The following is a 16318-nucleotide window of genomic DNA, read 5'->3' as shown; positions in this document are numbered from 1 at the left end:
GGGGGATGCTGCGGAGTACGTGGAGGGCGCCGCGGTGGCCGCGGTGGCCGCAGTGACCAGAAAAGACCTTACGTTCGTGCACTGTGGGCCCCACAGCGTATCGACCGAGCGGTAGCATCGCGCGTCGGAGCGTACTGATGCGGTGACATAGGGAGCCACGATCCGTCATGTCCTTCGTGCCCCCACTGCCGAAGAGTCGGCACTGGACCTTCACCGCCGTCACCACCGTGGTCGTCACACCGGCGTTGGTGTGGGGCGTCGACCGGTCGTACCGTGCCACGGATCGGTGCCTGCGGGCCAACGGATTGTCGATCGACGATCCCGACGTCGAAGTTCCGGACGCGTGCTCGGACATCAGCGCGCTCCTGGGCCTGCTGGTACTGATCGCTGGTGCCTACGTCGCGGCGACGGCGGTCACCGGGTTGTGTGTGGGGGTGGCGGAGGGACGTCGCCGGCGCGGCTTCGGCCACCGTCGCTGGTTCACGGTGACCGTCGTCGGCGTCACCGCCCCATGGGCACTTGCCAGCTACGCCGCCGGCTACGGCATCGGTCGGCTACTACGACCCCCGGCCGCCGACACCTCTTGGACGGAGGGTCGTGACGCCGCGCGTCGTACCCTGGAATTCCTCGCCCGGGGCGGACAGCCCGGCACGGTGCCCACCCCCGGGGTTCCTCATCGACGAACCGGTTCACCTGGACGCCCGGCTGCACTACGCGCGGCACTACGGCACGACGGTCACCTACCAGCAGACCTCCGCGCTGGCCTTCGGATCAGCGGCCTTCGTCACCGGCGCCCTGCTCGCCAACGCCATCGGTAACAGCAACGCCCGATCCCGGGCGGCACGCCTCGCGAGCCCGCAGTGGCGCGACCACGAACTCACCCGGGTCGTGGTCACTCCCACCCGGACCTGGTGCTACTCCTACGGACGCTGGCTGGCGTTCCACCACACCGGCGTCCTGGAATACCACCTCGACCCGCACGGCGTGGTGCTCCTCTTCGCCGACACCGAGCCGCTGCGCCTGACCGGGCCAGCCGCCTGGCTGCACGCGGTCCTCTTCGCGTACTTCCGGTCCGGTGCCTCGGCACTGACCACGGCGACCTTCCTCCTGCCGATCGGCGCCAACCAGTCACCGGCCGCATCTGCCGCGACCTCACCCTCCACCAGCAGGTGACAGCACGGACAACAACGAACAGAGTCGCGGCACCCCCGAGCATGCGACTGCACACCGGCCGGCGCCACCAACACGATCACCCGGAGAGCAGGTCGCAGTCGCAGGTGGAGCCCGCAGGTCGCGATGTCCGATCGGGGGAGCGGGCGGCTCGGGCCGCCTCCGCCAGCAGCGCGCGCAGTCCTTCGGTGAGGCCGACGGCCCCGGCGACGCGGCGGGGGAACGCCAGCCGTACGTCGGTGTGCCAGTGCGGCGCTTCGGCGCGGAGGACGACACCGTCGGCGTCGAGGGCGATCGGTAGGACGCGCGCCGAACTGGCCCGCAACGTCGGGTCGAGCAGCATCGCGAGCTGGTCGACGAGGTCCCGGTGTCGTCCGGTGAGGTGATGCAGGTGTGCGGCTTCGTCGCCGGCGACGGGGTCGGCCCGCGCGGCGCGGTAGGCGCCGGTGTCCACGGTCCGCTCGTCGTGGTCGCGCGTGAGGCGGATGCGGGTCGGCTCGACGGTCCAGAGCGCTACCGGAGGTAGCGCGAGCAGTGACATGACGGTGTCGCCGTCACACAGGTCCAGACTCGCCGGGTCGAACGGTCGTGCCGTACCCAGAATCCGCAGTCTGGCCCGTACCCGTGACCGCGCCGCGACGGGGACGAGGTGTGTGACGTCGATCTGTGCCGCTCCCGTTCGTCCACGGGCAGCGACCAGGAAACCTCCGGTCCTGCTCATCGCGTCGACGGCGAGGACCACCGTGCCCTCGGGCAGGACGGCGTGTGACCCGGTCAGGTCGACAGCGGCATCAGCGACGGCGAGGCGCAGGGAAGTGGCGGCGGACAGGGCAGAGCGCGCCACGACGGCGGCGTCGTGCCCGTCCGCCGCCAACGCGTCGGTGCCGTGAGGCGGGTGTGCCAGGTCTGTCGGCCGCCCGGCGGGGTGGAGCGCCATGTCAGTCCCCTCGGCCATGGAGGTACGGGCCAGTTCGGCCCAGGGGTCTGACAGTAGTAGGTAAGCCTTACCTTGCCAAATCGTCGACGGTCCGGCCGGCCAGGTCAGGCGGGCTGGTAGGTGAGGCAGTCGCTGGCCGTGGCGCTCGGGCCGACGGTGATGGACTCGGCGGTGCAGGCGAGGTTGGTGTTGTGGACGCACTCGGATCGCGCGCACGCGCCTACGGATCCGGTCACCTCGGCGATGCCGCCCTGCACCGACGACTCGACGAAGGTCGCACAGGAGGCGGCCGAGCCCGCCGCGGCTACTGTGATCGCCGGGGCGTGGCAGCCGTTGTCGTTGAAACTGCATGCGGTCGCGGTGCACTCGCGGACAGGCGGTGACTGCAACAAGGTCTTCATGGCGCCTCCATGCTGTCGCGGCGGGTAGATCCGCCGTGCGGGTCGGTCGTTCCTTTCTTGCCTGGGCGAGGGGAGGTGAACCCCTGTGCCCACGGCGTCAAACAATACATTGCCAACGACGTGACGATAGCAAAAAGTGGCGAAAGAGCCGGCACGATGCGCAGCGGTTACTCTTTCGGGGAATCCGAACAAGTAAGCCTAACCTTTGTTAGTGTTGCCTATCTTCCGCAATGCGTGGCCGGGTGGCGACTGAAATCGCGAAATTGCGGAATTCGAGGCTTCGCGGCCTGGTTTCCATAGTGGTGGCCGGCGGCGGCGTCAGTTCGGTCCCGTCGACCGGCGCGTCGGCGCTCGTTCGCCCTGGGGTTCGCGGCGGGCGTACTTGGCGCGGAACTTCTCGAAGGCGAAGTCGGCGCCCTTGTCGCGGTAGACGACAGGGCGGTACTCGGGATGGATGCCGGGCTTCATGCGCGCTGCGCTCCTTCGGTGTCGGTGTCGGTCAGCTCCTCCGCCCCGAGGGGGAAGCAGCCGGCGAACGGGTCGGGGTAACTGCGCCAGGTGTCTTCGCCGTCGGCGAGTTCGGCGTCGGTGAGCAGGCAGCCGGCGAGGGCGCGGTGCAGCTCGACGGGGTCGAGGTCGAGGCCGATGAAGACCAGGTGCTGGTGGCGGTCGCCGTAGTACGGATCCCACTCCAGGGCGGCGGCGAGGCGGCGCTGGTCCTCGACGTGTTCCCAGCGGTCGGCGGGCAGGCTCACCAGCCAGTGCCCCAGGGATCCCATCGTCAGACCACCGCCGGCGAACTCCCAGGCCACCACCGTGTCGGGCTGGCTGGCCAGCCAGAGGTGCCCCCGGGAGCGGATGACCTCGGCGTTGACCTCTTCGAGGACGTCGTGCAGACGCTGCGGGTGGAACGGCCGGCGGGCGCGGAGGACGGCGGAGACGACGCCGCAGTCGGGCTCCGGTTCGTGCGCCCCGAGGGTGTAGCCCTGCAGGCCGCGGGCGAGCGTTCCGGGGGTCCCCGACCGGTGCCGGTGGGTGTGGCGCAGCTGTCGGGTCAACGTGCCGGCATCGACCGGATCGTCGACGCGCAGGTGTGTCGCCCACGGTGCCATCCGCTGCAACAGGACCGCCATCCTGCTGGTGTCGAAGGCGCCGTCGCGGGACTGTCCCCAGAGCACCAGGGTGTCGGCGTACTCGATCTGCCGGACGACGACGTCGGCGAGCGCGCGGTGGTCGTCGTCGGCGGCGTGGATGCCCAGGGTGGTGAGGTCGTCGGTGCTGGCCAGGCCGTCGAGCAGGTGTTCGGCGTCGAGGACGGTCACGTACGAGTCGATCCGGATGAGATCGGTGATCGGGGCGCCGTCGACGAGGCAGTGGGCGCAGGCGGCGGCGACCGCCTCCGGCTCCACCACCTCGGGCAGCATCAACACCAGGTCCTGGCCGGGATGACTGCGGGTGAACCGGACGAGGGTGGGCAGCACGTCCTCGCGCAGGGTGCAGGAGGCGCAGCCGTGCCGCAGCTCGACCTGCTCGTCCTCGATGATGCCGACGCCGCAACGGACCACCCGCCGGACCACACCCTGCCGGATCCCGCTGAGGTCGTGCCGCACCAGCAGCAGCGACGGATCGGCGGCGAGCAACGTGCGGGCGACGGCGAGGGTGGCCGCCGGCCAGAACCCGGACAGCACGGTCAGTGACGGTCGGGTGTCGGCATCGACGGTCACGGCATGGGGCGGGGCCTGAGGTGACGACGACATCGGATTCCTCCCGGGCTACTTGAAAACGATTGTCATTATAGGCACGTGCGAGCGGTCGAAGCGGGCAGGGGTGCCACCGGATCGGCCGGCGCTGCCACCGCCGACGCGCGACGGGGGTCGCGGCCCGGCTGGCCGCCGACCCCCGCGCAGGTGTCCCTGCTGGGCCCCTGGGTGGATCCGGTCGAACGGTTGATGTAAAAATGAAAACGATTGTCGTTATCGTGGCACCTGGGTAAGGAGCGATCACCATGTCCAGACGTTGTGACGTCACCGGGGCGGAGCCGAGCTTCGGCAACGCCGTGTCCCACTCCCATCGGCGCACCCGCCGCCGGTGGAACCCGAACCTGCAGAACCACCGCTACTGGCTGCCGTCGGAACGACGGTGGGTGAGTCTCACCCTGACCGCCAAGGCGCTGAAGACCGTGGACCGCAAGGGCATTGAGAAGGTCGTCGCCGAACTGCGTAACCGGGGGGTGAAGATCTGATGGCCCGCCAGACCGATGTGCGGCCGATCGTGCGGCTGCGCAGCACCGCCGGCACCGGCTACACGTACGTGACCCGCAAGAACCGCCGCAACGACCCGGACCGGCTGGTGCTGCGCAAGTACGACCCGATCGTGCGTCGGCACGTCGAGTTCAAGGAGGCCCGCTGATGGCCAAGAAGAGTCTGGTCAACCGGCAGGCGCGCCGCGAGGAACTGGTGGCCCGGCACGCCGGGGCGCGGGTGGAGCTGAAGCGGGTGGTCGCCCACCCCGACACCGACCCGGACGTACGCGCCGAGGCGGTCCGCCGGCTCAGCCTGCTACCGCGCGACTCCAGCCCGGTGCGGCTGCGCTCACGCGACCAGACCGACGGCCGCCCACGCGGGATGCTGACCCGCTTCGGGCTGTCCCGGGTGCGGTTCCGCGAACTGGCCCTGCGCGGCGACATGCCCGGAGTGCGCAAGGCGTCCTGGTGATCGCACCGCAGGCGCCAACGCCCGTGGGCGCGCGGGGCGAAAGGGGAGATTGAGAGCGGCAGGGAGGGGTTCGCGGTCTCGCGGGCCTGATGGCCGCCGGGGCGGTGGTGGTCGCCGGCACGGTGCAGGCGCCGACCGCCGCGCCGGCGGCTGCGAAGGTGGTGTTCTCCAAGGGACACCCCGACGCGGTCGACGTGCACTACGAGGCTGATTGGTGCCGGTGGTAGCGGCGGCGGTCAGCGACGTGCGACGTTGCTCTCTGTTCATCTAACCCCCGAAACCGAGTTGACGGGTTGCAGGAGACGGTGACATGCTCTAACTACCAAAAACAATCAAGGGGGTTATGGCGATGGTCCACCATCGGTTCGCGACAGTCGACGGGCACCGGCTCTTCTACCGTGAGGCCGGCGAGGCGTCCAAGCCCACGATCGTGCTCCTGCACGGCTACCCGACCAGTTCGTTCATGTTCCGCGAGCTGATCCCACGGCTGGCCGGGGACTTCCACGTGATCGCGCCCGACCACCTCGGCTTCGGGCTCTCCGACGCCCCCTCGGTGGAGCAGTTCACCTACACCTTCGACGCGCTCGCCGACCTCACAAACAGGCTGCTGGCCCAGCTGAGGGTGGAGCGGTACGCGATCTACGTGCAGGACTACGGTGCCCCGATCGGCTGGCGGCTGGCCCTGAACAACCCCTCGGCCATCACCGGAATCGTCACCCAGAACGGCAACGGCTACGAGGCCGGGTTCGTGCCGTCGTTCTGGGACGGCGTCTGGGAGTTCCACCGCGACCGCAAGGAGAAGACCGAGGCCGGGATGAGCCATGCGATGTCGCTCGAGGCGATCCGCTGGCAGTACGTGCACGGTGTGGCCGACCCGACGCTGGTCGACCCGACCGTGTGGTGGCACGACTTCGCCCTGGTGTCACGGCCGGGCAACGACGCCGTGCAGCTCGACCTGTTCTACGACTATGCGAGCAACCTGCCGCTCTATCCCAAGCTGCACGAGTACTTCCGCGCCCACCAGCCGCCGCTGCTGGCCGTCTGGGGTGAGGGCGACGAGATCTTCGGCCCGGCCGGCGCCCGCGCGTTCGCCGACGACCTCCCGGACGCGAAGATCCACCTGGTACCGGGCGGCGGGCACTTCCTGCTCGAGACCAACCTCGACGAGGTGTCCCGGCTGATCCGGGAGTTCCTGGCCGGACTGCCTCGACGCTGACCCGGTCGAGGCCGGACGAACACGGGGAGGCGGTCAGCCTCGTCGGGTTCGTTGGTAGTGGCGGCGGGCTTTCAGCTTGTTGCCGCAGGTGGCCATGGAACACCATCGGGCGCTGTTGGACTTGCTGCGGTCCAGCAGGAACAGCGCGCACTCGTGGTTGGCGCACGGGCGGAGCCGATCGGGGCGGGTGCGCTGTAACTCGTCCCAGGCGGTGATGGCCCGCAGCAGGATGCTCTGAGCGCCGTGGGCGTCGGTCGTCCAGAGCAGGTGGCCGTCCTCGTCGATGGACGGGTGTGACGTCACGCCGTGCAGCAGCGGCGCCAGAGCCGTGGGTGGCTCGTTCCCGCGGACGACGGCTTGCAGGAGGTCGCGACCGGCCCGCAGGACTGCCGGGTCGTCGACGTCGAGGTCGAGGATGTCGGTGCGGGTGCCATCGATCACGGGCGTGCTGTTGAGCAGGGTAAGAAGTAGTTCCTCGTCCATGTAACCTCCGAACCTCGCTAGACAGGTTATCCGACCGGGTGCCACGGCTCTGGCCCATGATGAGGACAACGAGGCCGAGATGGGCCAGACGATGATGCTGCACCTCGACCACGTCGGGTGCGACGGTGCATGTGGTTCCCGCGGCTGCCTGCAGCCCTACGCCCGGGCCGACAGCGGCGAACCCGAAACTCTGGCCGCCCGGGACTGCCAGGTGGTGACCTCGGTCGGGGTCAGGGCGCGGGCGAAGACCGCCACCCGGTCGACCCCTCCGGTCAACCGCTGTCCGCCGTCCTGGTCGGCGGCGAAGCTGGCCTCTCGGAGGAAGCCCAGCGAGGTGGGGGCGGTACGCAGGTAGGTCTCACCGTCGGGGGTGAGCCCGTCCCAGGTCGGCGCGCTCTTGTCGTACGTGGGGGGTGCCGACGATCGTCGCGTCCCGGTCGTGGGGGGACGAGTCCTCGACGGTGGAGCCGGACCGGGGATCCCAGGCGAGGACGGGAGCTGCGGGAGCGGGTACCGCACACGGCGCGGCTGTCTCCACCGTCAGCCGGCCGAAGGACTCCACCCGCCAGTCGTCCCCGGTCAGCGCGACCCGTACCGCCTGGAGCTTCTCGGCACCGAGGGCGGGCGTGACCTGGAACGTGTAGGTCCGGGACCGTCCGGGTCGGATCGGTCGCACGTCGGTGGCGGTGGGTTCGTAGGTCCAGCCACCGGGCAGGTGCGGCGTCAGCGTGCCGGCCGGCAGCGTCGTGGCCTTGGCCGAGAAGGTCACCTCGAGCGGGAACGGCTTGCCCGGCGCTGCGGTGGCCGGCATCCGCATCGCCACCTGGGCGAGTGACTCCGCCACGTACCGGTGGCCGGCGACCCCGGTGAAGCGGATCTCCTGCCCGTCGCGGGCGACGTCGACCCGGCGGCCGGTGGTGGCGTCGGTGACCTGGAAGCGGCCGCCGAACAGGGCGCTGCGTACCCGGAGCGGTCCGGTGTGGCCGGGGTCCAGGGTGATCCGGGTCGCGGTGCGGCCGCTCCACTCGGTGCCGACCGTGACGTCGCCGCGGGCCCGCAGGCCGCTGACCGAGCCGTCGGCCCAGACGTCGGGGAGCGCGGGCAGCACGTCGATGACGCCCGTCTGGCTCTGCAGCAGCATCTCCGCCACGCCGGCGGTGGCCCCGAAGTTGCCGTCGATCTGGAACGGGGGGTGGTTGTCCCAGAGGTTGTCGAGGGTGCTGGTCTTGAGCAGCTCGGAGAGCATCTTGTGGGAGTGGTTGCCGTCGAGCAGCCGGGCCCAGAAGTTGATCTTCCACGCCTTGCTCCAGCCGGTGCCGCCGTCACCGCGCGCGGTCAACGAGACCTTCGCTGCCTCCGCGTACCCGGGCGTGGTCAGCGGGGAGATCTGCCGGCCGGGGAAGAGGCCGAACAGGTGCGACACGTGCCGGTGCGTGTCGTCTCGGCTGTCCCAGTCCTCCTTCCACTCCTGCAGCTGCCCCCACGAGCCGATCCGGGTCCCCGGGTCGAGCGTGGCCAGCGTGGCCGCGACCTGCGCGCGGAACTCGGTGTCGCCGTCACCGACCTCCCCGGCCGCCTCCGACACGTTGGTCAACAGGTCCCACACGATCTGCTGGGACATCGCCGCGCCGGCGGAGAAGTCCCCGTGCTCGGGCGAGTAGCTGGGGGTCACCACGAGCTTGCCGTCGCGTGGGTCGACGACCAGCTCGTCGAGCCAGAACTGCGTCAGCTCCTTCATCAGCGGGTACGCCCGCTCGCGCAGGAACCTGTCGTCGCGGGTGAACCGGTAGTGCTCGTAGTAGTGCTGTGCCAGCCACGCTCCCGCCTCCGGCATCCAGAAGGCGGAGGGGTAGTTGTGCACACCGGTGAAACCGAACGGGTTCGTCTCGTTGTGCACCACCCAGCCGCGGTTGTCGTGGATCTTCTTCGCGGTGACCCGGCCGGGCTCGACCATGCCGTCGACGTAGTCGAAGAGCGGCAGGGCCGTCTCGGAGAGGTTCGTCGTCTCGGCGGGCCAGTAGTTCATCTGGAAGTTGATGTTCACGTGGTAGTCCGCGGACCACGGCGGGCTGGTCGAGTTGTTCCAGACCCCCTGCAGGTTCGCCGGCAGCGAGCCGGTCCGCGAGGACGAGACGAGCAGGTATCGGCCGTACTGGAAGAAGAGCACTTCGAGGGCCCTGCTGGCCGCCGGGTCCGTCTGTCCCCTGCGGTAGCTGGTCAGTAGCTCGTCGGTGGGAATGGCCGGCATCCGCTGGCCGACGTCCAGCCTGAGACGCTGGAACAGCCGCTGGTAGTCGCGCACGTGTGCGGCCCGCAACGCCTGGTGCGGCTTGGCCGCCGCCGTGTCGACCCGCCGGGTCACGGCCGCGTGCGGGTCGTCGCCCCGGTAGGTCGGGTAGTCGTCGGCGTAGTCGGTGCCGGCGGCGAGGAGCAGCGTGACGGAGTCCGCTCCCTCGACGGTGACGGTGCCGTCGCTGTTGTCCACCCGGGTGCCACCGGTGTTGATCACCTGCAGCTGCGACTCGAAACGCATGCCGTTGTCGTTGAGCCGGCCGCTGAGCGTGATCCGTCCGTTGGCGGCGGTGAGGTTCCGTGACCGGTCGGACGCCGTGGTGATCGACGCCGTGAACCCGATCCTGCCGGGTCGGTCCGCCGTGAGCCGGGCGACCAGGACGTTGTCGGGGGCGGAGGTGAAGTACTCGCGGGTGTACCGGACCCCGTCGGCGGTGTACGAGACGCCGGCGGTGGCGTCGGAGATGTCGAGCTGCCGGCGGTAGTCGGTGTAGTTGGCCGGCGGACGCAGGAACGACAGGCGTACGTCGCCGAAGGCCTGGTAGGCGCCGAACCCGCTCTTGGGCTGGCCGAGCTTGCCTGCCACCCAGGAGGGGTCCACGCGTTTGTCGGTCGCGATCCGTTGTTGGACCTCGTCGAGCGCCCCCGGCCGGGCAGTGGTCCAGTCCCCGAAGTTGTAGCCGGGCGAGCCGGGGCCACCGGTCCACAGTGACTTCTCGTTGAACTGGAGCTGTTCGGTCTCGACCCCGCCGAAGACCGAGGCCCCGAGGGCTCCGTTGCCGATGGGCAGGGACTGTGACTCCCAGTCGGTGGCGGGCCTGTCGTACCAGAGGGTCGTACCGTTCGGGGGCGGTGCGGGCTGCTGCGCTGCCGCCGTCGCGGGTCCGGCGAGGGGACCGGGCAGCCCGAGGGCCGCGACGGTCACTGCGGTGGCCAGCGCCGTGCTGCGGCGACGGTCCGGTGCGGCGGGCCGCCCGGGTGCCGGGGGCACGCCCGTGGGGCGGCGGGCGTTCTCCCTGCGAAGATCGGCATGGCAACCCCTTGGTCGTCCATTCATCGGATGTGTTTCGCGGACGTTACCGCCGGTTTCGCCCCAGAGCAAGGTTTCGCACTGACAAACTCCAATGTCCGGTCGGCCGTGAGCTCGGGGATTTTGCGGGGGGAACCCGTTCGCTGCGAGGTCAGGACAGCGATCCGCAGTCCCGGTCGCACCTTCCGGCCCGGACATCATGATGGACCGAGGTAGGATCCGAAAGATCGGATGTTCCTGAGGGAGGCAAGGGTGCCCGTCACCGACGAGGCGATCGAGAAGATCAAGGCGATGATCGTCCAGGGCGAGCTCATGCCGGGATCGCGCCTTCCTCGCGAGGTCGACCTGGCCGAGCGGCTCGGGTTGTCCCGCAACTCGTTGCGGGAGGCGGTCAAGGCGCTGTCACTGATCCGGGTGCTGGACGTACGCCAGGGTGACGGCACCTACGTGACCAGCCTGGAGCCGGCCCTGTTGCTGGACGCGATCGGGTTCGTGGTCGACTTCCACCAGGACGACACGGTGTTGCAGTTCCTCGAGGTGCGTCGGGTCCTGGAGCCTGCGGCAACGGAGTTGGCCGCGACCAGGATGACGGACGCGGACATCGCCGGGCTGCGGGCGATCCTCGTCGAGTTGGGTGAGTCGCCGAGCGTGGAGGCGCTGGTGGCCAACGATCTCCGGTTCCACCACCACATCGCGGCCGGCTCGGGGAACAAGGTCCTGTGTTCCCTGATCGACAGCCTGTCCGGGCCGACGACCAGGGCGCGGGTCTGGCGCGGCCTGACCCAGGAGGGTGCGGTACGCCGTACGCGGGAGCAGCACGAGGCGATCTGCGAGGCGATCGAGGCGCGTCAACCCGAAGCGGCACGGGCCTGGGCCACGGTGCACGTCGCCGGCGTCGAGCAGTGGCTCCGCAACGCCCTCGGCAAGCCGGAGTAGGCCCTTCCTCGACTGGGGGAGAGCCCCGGCAGGGTCGGGGCGTCGTCTATCCGGCGACTAACTACCGACCATCCCGTTGGGCCGATGTCATCCGACCTTTGTGCATCCTATCGAGGACTGCCTATTGCAAGATGTGCGTCACTCCACTATACAACTCGGTGACAGATCCGATGTTTTGCCGGAGGGTGTGGAGTGAAGCTGCTTCGAGTGGGGGAGGCCGGTCAGGAGCGTCCCGCGGCACTGGACGCGCGGGGACGCCTCGTGGACCTCTCCGGCCTGGTGGCCGAGATCGACGGAGGCTTCCTCGCCGGAGCGGGCATCCAGGCCGCGCGTGCCGCGGTCGCGGGCGGTGAGCTGCCCCTGGTCGCGGACACCTCGCTGCGGATCGGTGCCCCGATCGCCCGTCCCGGCAAGATCGTGTGCGTCGGCCTGAACTACTCCGACCACGCGGCAGAGACCGGCGCGCAGCTGCCGGCCGAGCCGATCCTGTTCATGAAGGCACCGAACACGGTGGTCGGCCCGAACGACCAGGTGCTGATCCCCCGGGGCAGCGTCAAGACCGACTGGGAGGTCGAACTCGCGGTCGTCATCGGCCGCACCGCCCGCTACGTGGACAGCCCCGCGCAGGCCATGGCCTGCGTCGCCGGGTACGCGGTCTCCAACGACCTCTCCGAGCGGGAGTTCCAGCTCGAACGCGGCGGCCAGTGGGACAAGGGCAAGTCCTGCGAGACGTTCAACCCGCTGGGCCCGTGGCTGGTCACCGCCGACGAGGTGCCCGATCCGCAGCAACTGGGTCTGCGGCTCACCGTCAACGGACACCGCCGCCAGGACGGGCACACCAGGAACATGGTCTTCGGTGTCGCCGAGGTCGTCCGGTACGTCAGCCAGTTCATGGTCCTGGAGCCGGGAGACGTCATCAACACCGGCACCCCGGCCGGCGTGGCCCTGGGCATGCCCGAGCCGAAGCCCTACCTGCGGGCCGGAGACGTCATCGAGGTCGAGATCGACGGCCTCGGCAGGCAGCGCCAGACCGTGGGCGCCGCCTGATGAGCGACTACGCCTACCCGGGCGGCCCCGTCTGGGCGGAGGCGAAGGGGGCATGACGGGCGAGTTCACCGGACTGTCCGCCGTGGTGACCGGCGGCGGCTCCGGCATCGGCCTGGCCACGGCCCGCCTGCTAGCCGAGCGGGGCGCGGCCGTCGCCTGCCTCGACCTGGACCCGTCCGGGGTGCCGGCCCCGCTGCACGGCCTGCGGTGCGACGTCACCGACGACACCTCGGTGACCGAGGCGGTCACCGCCGCCGCCCACCGCCTCGGCGGCATCGACATCCTGGTCAACAACGCCGGCATCGGCGCGCAGGGGACCGTCGAGGCGAACCCGGCTGACGAGTGGCATCGGGTCTTCGACGTCAACGTGGTGGGCGTCGTCCGGGTCACCCGGGCGGCCCTGTCCCACCTGCGGGCCTCCGCCAACGCCGCCGTCGTCAACATCTGCTCCATCGCGGCGACCGTGGGCCTGCCCAACCGCGCGCTGTACAGCGCGACGAAGGGCGCCGTGCAATCGTTGACCCTGGCCATGGCCGCCGACCACGTCGCCCAGGGAATCCGGTTCAACTGCGTCAACCCGGGCACCACCGACACCCCCTGGGTACGCGGACTGCTCGACTCCGCCGCCGACCCGGCCGCCGAACTCGCCGCCCTGCGGGCCCGCCAGCCGATGGGGCGGCTGGTCGCCGCCGACGAGGTCGCCGCCGCGATCGCCTACCTGGCCAGCCCGCTGGCCGCCGCCACCACCGGGACCGTGCTCGCCGTCGACGGCGGCATGCACGGGCTCCGCCTTCGGCCGGACGCCACGGCGACCTCCGGTGGCGAAAGATCCGTCCCGGCCAGCGAATAGAGCAAACCCATCACGATTGGCGTAACCGCCGGCGTCGCCATGGCTGCGGCGCTCGTCGCGTCCACGGCGGCCTGCAGCGCGGCTCACCAGCGGCAAGGCCCAGGACTGACGTCGAGCGGTACCACGACACCGCCCCGCACTACGGTCTGGGGCTGTCGGCGAGACCGTGGTGGACCAGGTCCGCACGGTCGGCGTGGGGAGAGCGTCGCCCTCAGCCCGTCACGATCACGTGCAGGTTCCGGGGGCCGTGGACGCCCTCGACCCGGTCGAGCTCGATGTCGCTGGTGGCCGAGGGCCCGCTGATCCAGGTCAGTGGCCGGTGCGGGTCGAGGCGGGTCAGGGCGTCCGGGACGGTGGCGACGACCTGGTCGGTGCGCAGCACGCACACGTGTACGTCGGGTAGCAGGGTGATGATGCGGCGGCCCTGGTCGGGGCTGCCGTCGAGCACGATGGTGCCGGTCTCGGCGACGGCCACCGCCGCCGCGGTGACGACCCCGTCGGCGGCGGCGATCCGCGTCGCGGCGAGGCCGTCGTCGGGTACGGCGTGGACGGTCTCGGGCAGCCAGTGCCGGGGCAGCCCGGGCGGCACCACGACCTGTCGCCCGCCGAGCAGCTGGCCGACCAGTCCGGCGACGTCGGCGTCGGCGCAGCGGTGCACGGTGGCCCGGTAGTCGGTGAGCCGGTCCACGAAGACGTCCAGGTCGGCGGCGACGACACCGGCGGTCCGGTAGTCGCGGGGGATCTCGTCGGGGGTGGGCCGGGGCTCGCCGAGGGCGGCCCGGAGCCGGCCGAGGATCGTCTCCCGTCCGGTCACCGTCCGGCCCACCACTGCCGGAAGGTCCGCGCGGGCGGGTCGGGCAGGTCGCGGCTGTCCGACCAGCCGGACAACGGTGGCGGCAGGCCGCGGCCGCGGCGGCCGGCGAGCCGGCTCAGCTTCGCGGCGCGCTGCGCGGCCGCGTACCGCGCGGGATGGTCCATGGTGTACGCGGCAGCGGCCATCGCCGTCGCCTCCGTGCGGGAGTGGGGTGCCTGGGCGCGCAGGTGGACCAGGATGGACGGAATGTCGATCATGACCGGGCAGGCGTCGTAGCAGGCCCCGCAGAGCGACGACGCGTACGGCAGGGAGGCGTTGTCCGCCACACCGGTCAACTGCGGGGAGAGCACCGCGCCGATCGGCCCCGGATAGACCGAGCCGTAGGCGTGCCCGCCGGTGCGTTCGTACACCGGGCAGACGTTGAGGCAGGCCGAGCAGCGGATGCAGTGCAGCGCCTGGCGGCCGACCGGGTCGGCGAGCACGGCGCTGCGCCCGTTGTCCAGCAGCACCAGGTGGAACGACTGCGGGCCGTCGCCGGGAGTGACCCCGGTCCACATCGAGGTGTACGGGTTCATCCGTTCCCCGGTCGAGGCCCGGGGCAGCAGCTGCAGGAAGACCTCCAGGTCGCGCCAGGTCGGCACGACCTTCTCGATGCCCATGACGGTGATCAGGGTCTCCGGCAGGGTCAGGCACATCCGCCCGTTGCCCTCGGACTCGACCACGGCCAGCGTGCCGGTGTCGGCGACGGCGAAGTTGGCCCCGGACACCGCCACCCGGGTGCTCAGGAACGTCTCCCGCAGGTGTCGGCGCGCGGCGGCGGCCAGGGCGGCCGGCTCGTCGGTGAGCCCCGGGTCGACGCCGGGCATAGCCCGTAGGAAGATCTCCCGGATCTCTGCCCGGTTGCGGTGGATCGCCGGTACCAGGATGTGGCTGGGCCGGTCCTCGCCGAGCTGCACGATCAGCTCGGCCAGGTCGGTCTCCACCGGTTCGATCCCGGCGTCCGTCAGGGCTTCGTTGAGTCCGATCTCCTGGGTGGCCATCGACTTGACCTTCATCACCCGGTCGGCGCCGGCGGCCCGGACCAGGTCGGTGACGATCCGGTTGGCCGCCACCGCGTCGGTGGCCCAGTGGACCGTTCCGCCGGCACCGGTGACCGCCGTTTCCAGTTTCTCCAGCAGCTCGGGTAGCCGGGCCATGGTGTCGGTCTTGATCGCCCGCCCGGCCTCCCGCAACCGCGGCCAGTCCGGCACCTCGCCGATCACGGCCGCCGACTTGTTCCGGATCGTGGCGGTGGCGTGGCCGAGGTTGCGGCGTAGCTGGGCGTCGCCCAACGCCTGCCGGGCGGCGACCGGGAACGGCTCGGTGCCACGCAGGTGGCCCACGCCGGGCGGGGCGGTGGCGGGCATGCCGAGGAAGGTCTCGCTCATCGGGTACCTCCGGTGGCCGGGTCGGCTTCGGTGCTGGCGAGGATCTCGGCCAGGTGCACGGTCCGCACCCCGGCGCGGAGCCGGGACAGGCCGCCGCCGAGGTGCATCAGGCAGGATGCGTCGCCGGCGGTGCACACCTCCGCCCCGGTGGCCAGCACGTGGCGCATCTTGTCGGCGAGCATCGCCGTCGAGGTGTCCGCGTTCTTCACCGCGAACGTGCCGCCGAAACCGCAGCACTGCTCCGCCTGCCCCAGCTCCACCAGCTTCAGGCCGCGTACCGCGCGCAGCAGGCGGAGCGGCTTGTCGCCGACCCGCAACATCCGCAGCGAGTGGCAGGTCGGGTGGTACGTCACCCGGTGCGGGTAGTAGGCGCCCACGTCGGTCACCCCGAGCACGTCGACGAGGAACTCCGACAACTCGTACGTGCGGCCGGCGACCTCCTCGGCCCGGCTGGCCAACCGCCCGTCACCGGCGCGCCGGGCCACCACGGTGTGCTGGTGGCGGACGGAGCCGACGCACGAGCCGGAGGGCGCCACCACCGTGTCGTACGGGGCGAAGGTGCGTACGTGCCGGCGGACCAGCCGCAGCGCGTCGTCCGGGTAACCGGTGTTGACGTGCATCTGACCGCAGCAGGTCTGCCCCTCGGGAAAGACGACCTCGTGCCCCAGGCGTTCGAGCAGCCGGACGGTCGCCACCGCCGCCTGGGGGAACAGGGTGTCGGCCAGACAGGTCACGAACAGTGCGACGCGCATCGTCAACCGACCATCCGTTCCTCGGCGGCGGCCCAGGCCGCCTGGTCACCACCCGGTCCGTAGTGGACGAAACGGTGGGTCTGGCGCAACAGGGCCCGCAGCGCCGGCAGGCCGCCACCGATGGCGCCGGCGGCACGGGCCTGCACCAGGATGTTACCCAACGCGGTGGCCTCGACCGGCCCGGCGATCATCGGCAGTCCGCAGGCGTCGACCGGCACGAGAGGGCACCCGCCGCCAGGCGGGTGCCCC

At 70.8% G+C, this 16318-nt stretch carries 18 protein-coding genes and 1 pseudogene; 9 read left to right on the top strand and 10 right to left on the bottom strand.

Going from position 1 to position 16318, the window contains the following annotated elements; genetic code table 11:
• Positions 1-597 precede the first annotated feature (597 nt).
• Positions 598-1173: a hypothetical protein gene (locus ACN28G_RS14225; protein ID WP_421479330.1), complete on the top strand. Its 576-nt coding sequence runs from the start codon at positions 598-600 to the stop codon at positions 1171-1173.
• 76 nt (positions 1174-1249) lie between these two features.
• Here ACN28G_RS14225 and ACN28G_RS14220 read toward each other — a convergent pair whose 3' ends face one another.
• The 4 genes and pseudogenes from ACN28G_RS14220 to ACN28G_RS14205 form a co-directional block, all read right to left on the bottom strand.
• Entirely contained in the window at positions 1250-2107 is an 858-nt protein-coding gene (locus tag ACN28G_RS14220; protein ID WP_421479329.1) for a DUF2470 domain-containing protein, read from the bottom strand.
• 104 nt (positions 2108-2211) lie between these two features.
• Positions 2212-2508 carry a DUF1540 domain-containing protein gene (locus ACN28G_RS14215; RefSeq protein ID WP_091439959.1) on the bottom strand — a complete coding sequence of 99 codons (297 nt, stop codon included), beginning with the start codon at positions 2506-2508 and terminating at the stop codon, positions 2212-2214.
• 399 nt (positions 2509-2907) lie between these two features.
• A pseudogene (locus tag ACN28G_RS14210) lies at positions 2908-2976 on the bottom strand (50S ribosomal protein L31); the annotation flags it as partial.
• Entirely contained in the window at positions 2973-4265 is a 1293-nt protein-coding gene (locus ACN28G_RS14205) for a CobW family GTP-binding protein (RefSeq protein ID WP_421479328.1), read from the bottom strand. The pseudogene ACN28G_RS14210 and the gene ACN28G_RS14205, both read right to left, overlap by 4 nt.
• Before the next feature lie 248 nt (positions 4266-4513).
• Here ACN28G_RS14205 and rpmB point away from each other — a divergent pair, with 248 nt between their 5' ends.
• The 5 genes from rpmB to ACN28G_RS14180 all read left to right on the top strand — a co-directional run bounded on the left by rpmB (position 4514) and on the right by ACN28G_RS14180 (position 6438).
• On the top strand, positions 4514-4750 hold the full coding sequence (gene rpmB / locus ACN28G_RS14200) for a 50S ribosomal protein L28 (protein ID WP_091439948.1): 237 nt from the start codon (positions 4514-4516) through the stop codon (positions 4748-4750).
• Positions 4750-4917, top strand: a complete 168-nt coding sequence (gene rpmG, locus ACN28G_RS14195; RefSeq protein WP_091439946.1) for a 50S ribosomal protein L33 — start codon at positions 4750-4752, stop codon at positions 4915-4917. Before rpmB ends, rpmG begins: the two co-directional genes overlap by 1 nt.
• A complete protein-coding gene (gene rpsN / locus ACN28G_RS14190; protein WP_421479327.1) occupies positions 4917-5222 on the top strand; it encodes a 30S ribosomal protein S14 in 306 nt (101 codons plus the stop codon). Before rpmG ends, rpsN begins: the two co-directional genes overlap by 1 nt.
• 89 nt (positions 5223-5311) lie before the next feature.
• Positions 5312-5449 carry a hypothetical protein gene (locus ACN28G_RS14185; protein ID WP_175440383.1) on the top strand — a complete coding sequence of 46 codons (138 nt, stop codon included), beginning with the start codon at positions 5312-5314 and terminating at the stop codon, positions 5447-5449.
• Positions 5450-5571: 122 nt separating this feature from the next.
• Positions 5572-6438 (top strand): alpha/beta fold hydrolase, encoded by an 867-nt coding sequence (locus ACN28G_RS14180; protein ID WP_421479326.1) that lies wholly within the window; start codon positions 5572-5574, stop codon positions 6436-6438.
• A 33-nt stretch (positions 6439-6471) separates the two neighbouring features.
• Here the strand turns inward: ACN28G_RS14180 and ACN28G_RS14175 are convergent, their stop codons facing one another.
• Together ACN28G_RS14175 and ACN28G_RS14170 are read right to left on the bottom strand one after the other, a co-directional pair.
• On the bottom strand, positions 6472-6921 hold the full coding sequence (locus ACN28G_RS14175) for a CGNR zinc finger domain-containing protein (RefSeq protein WP_091439935.1): 450 nt from the start codon (positions 6919-6921) through the stop codon (positions 6472-6474).
• Between the two features lie 358 nt (positions 6922-7279).
• Entirely contained in the window at positions 7280-10204 is a 2925-nt protein-coding gene (locus tag ACN28G_RS14170; protein ID WP_421479325.1) for a glycosyl hydrolase family 95 catalytic domain-containing protein, read from the bottom strand.
• A 291-nt stretch (positions 10205-10495) separates the two neighbouring features.
• On the opposite strand from ACN28G_RS14170, the gene ACN28G_RS14165 reads away from it, so the two are divergent.
• From ACN28G_RS14165 to ACN28G_RS14155, 3 genes are all read left to right on the top strand, one after another.
• Positions 10496-11179, top strand: coding sequence for a FadR/GntR family transcriptional regulator (locus tag ACN28G_RS14165; protein ID WP_421479324.1), 684 nt, complete (start codon positions 10496-10498; stop codon positions 11177-11179).
• A 192-nt stretch (positions 11180-11371) separates the two neighbouring features.
• Positions 11372-12226, top strand: a complete 855-nt coding sequence (locus ACN28G_RS14160; protein WP_091439918.1) for a fumarylacetoacetate hydrolase family protein — start codon at positions 11372-11374, stop codon at positions 12224-12226.
• Positions 12227-12278: 52 nt separating this feature from the next.
• Positions 12279-13076 (top strand): SDR family NAD(P)-dependent oxidoreductase, encoded by a 798-nt coding sequence (locus tag ACN28G_RS14155; RefSeq protein ID WP_421479323.1) that lies wholly within the window; start codon positions 12279-12281, stop codon positions 13074-13076.
• Positions 13077-13287: 211 nt separating this feature from the next.
• Here the strand turns inward: ACN28G_RS14155 and ACN28G_RS14150 are convergent, their stop codons facing one another.
• From ACN28G_RS14150 to ACN28G_RS14135, 4 genes are read right to left on the bottom strand one after another with little or no spacing between them, the layout of a single operon-like run.
• The gene (locus ACN28G_RS14150; protein ID WP_421479322.1) at positions 13288-13890 is read right to left on the bottom strand and encodes a LutC/YkgG family protein; all 603 of its coding nucleotides are present in this window, start codon (positions 13888-13890) and stop codon (positions 13288-13290) included.
• Entirely contained in the window at positions 13887-15317 is a 1431-nt protein-coding gene (locus ACN28G_RS14145) for a lactate utilization protein B (RefSeq protein WP_091439911.1), read from the bottom strand. The genes ACN28G_RS14150 and ACN28G_RS14145 overlap by 4 nt, the downstream gene beginning before the upstream one ends.
• Positions 15314-16069 carry a (Fe-S)-binding protein gene (locus tag ACN28G_RS14140; protein WP_421479321.1) on the bottom strand — a complete coding sequence of 252 codons (756 nt, stop codon included), beginning with the start codon at positions 16067-16069 and terminating at the stop codon, positions 15314-15316. Before ACN28G_RS14140 ends, ACN28G_RS14145 begins: the two co-directional genes overlap by 4 nt.
• 2 nt (positions 16070-16071) lie before the next feature.
• Complete coding sequence (locus tag ACN28G_RS14135; protein ID WP_217628842.1) at positions 16072-16287, bottom strand: hypothetical protein; 216 nt, start codon at positions 16285-16287, stop codon at positions 16072-16074.
• Between the last annotated feature and the right edge of the window lie 31 nt (positions 16288-16318).

This window comes from Micromonospora sp. WMMA1923 (assembly GCF_049179195.1).
In the GTDB taxonomy this organism is placed as follows: Bacteria; Actinomycetota; Actinomycetes; order Mycobacteriales; family Micromonosporaceae; genus Micromonospora; species Micromonospora yangpuensis.
The sequence above is the reverse complement of the archived record's forward strand: the minus strand, read 5'-3'. Positions and strand labels throughout refer to the sequence as shown.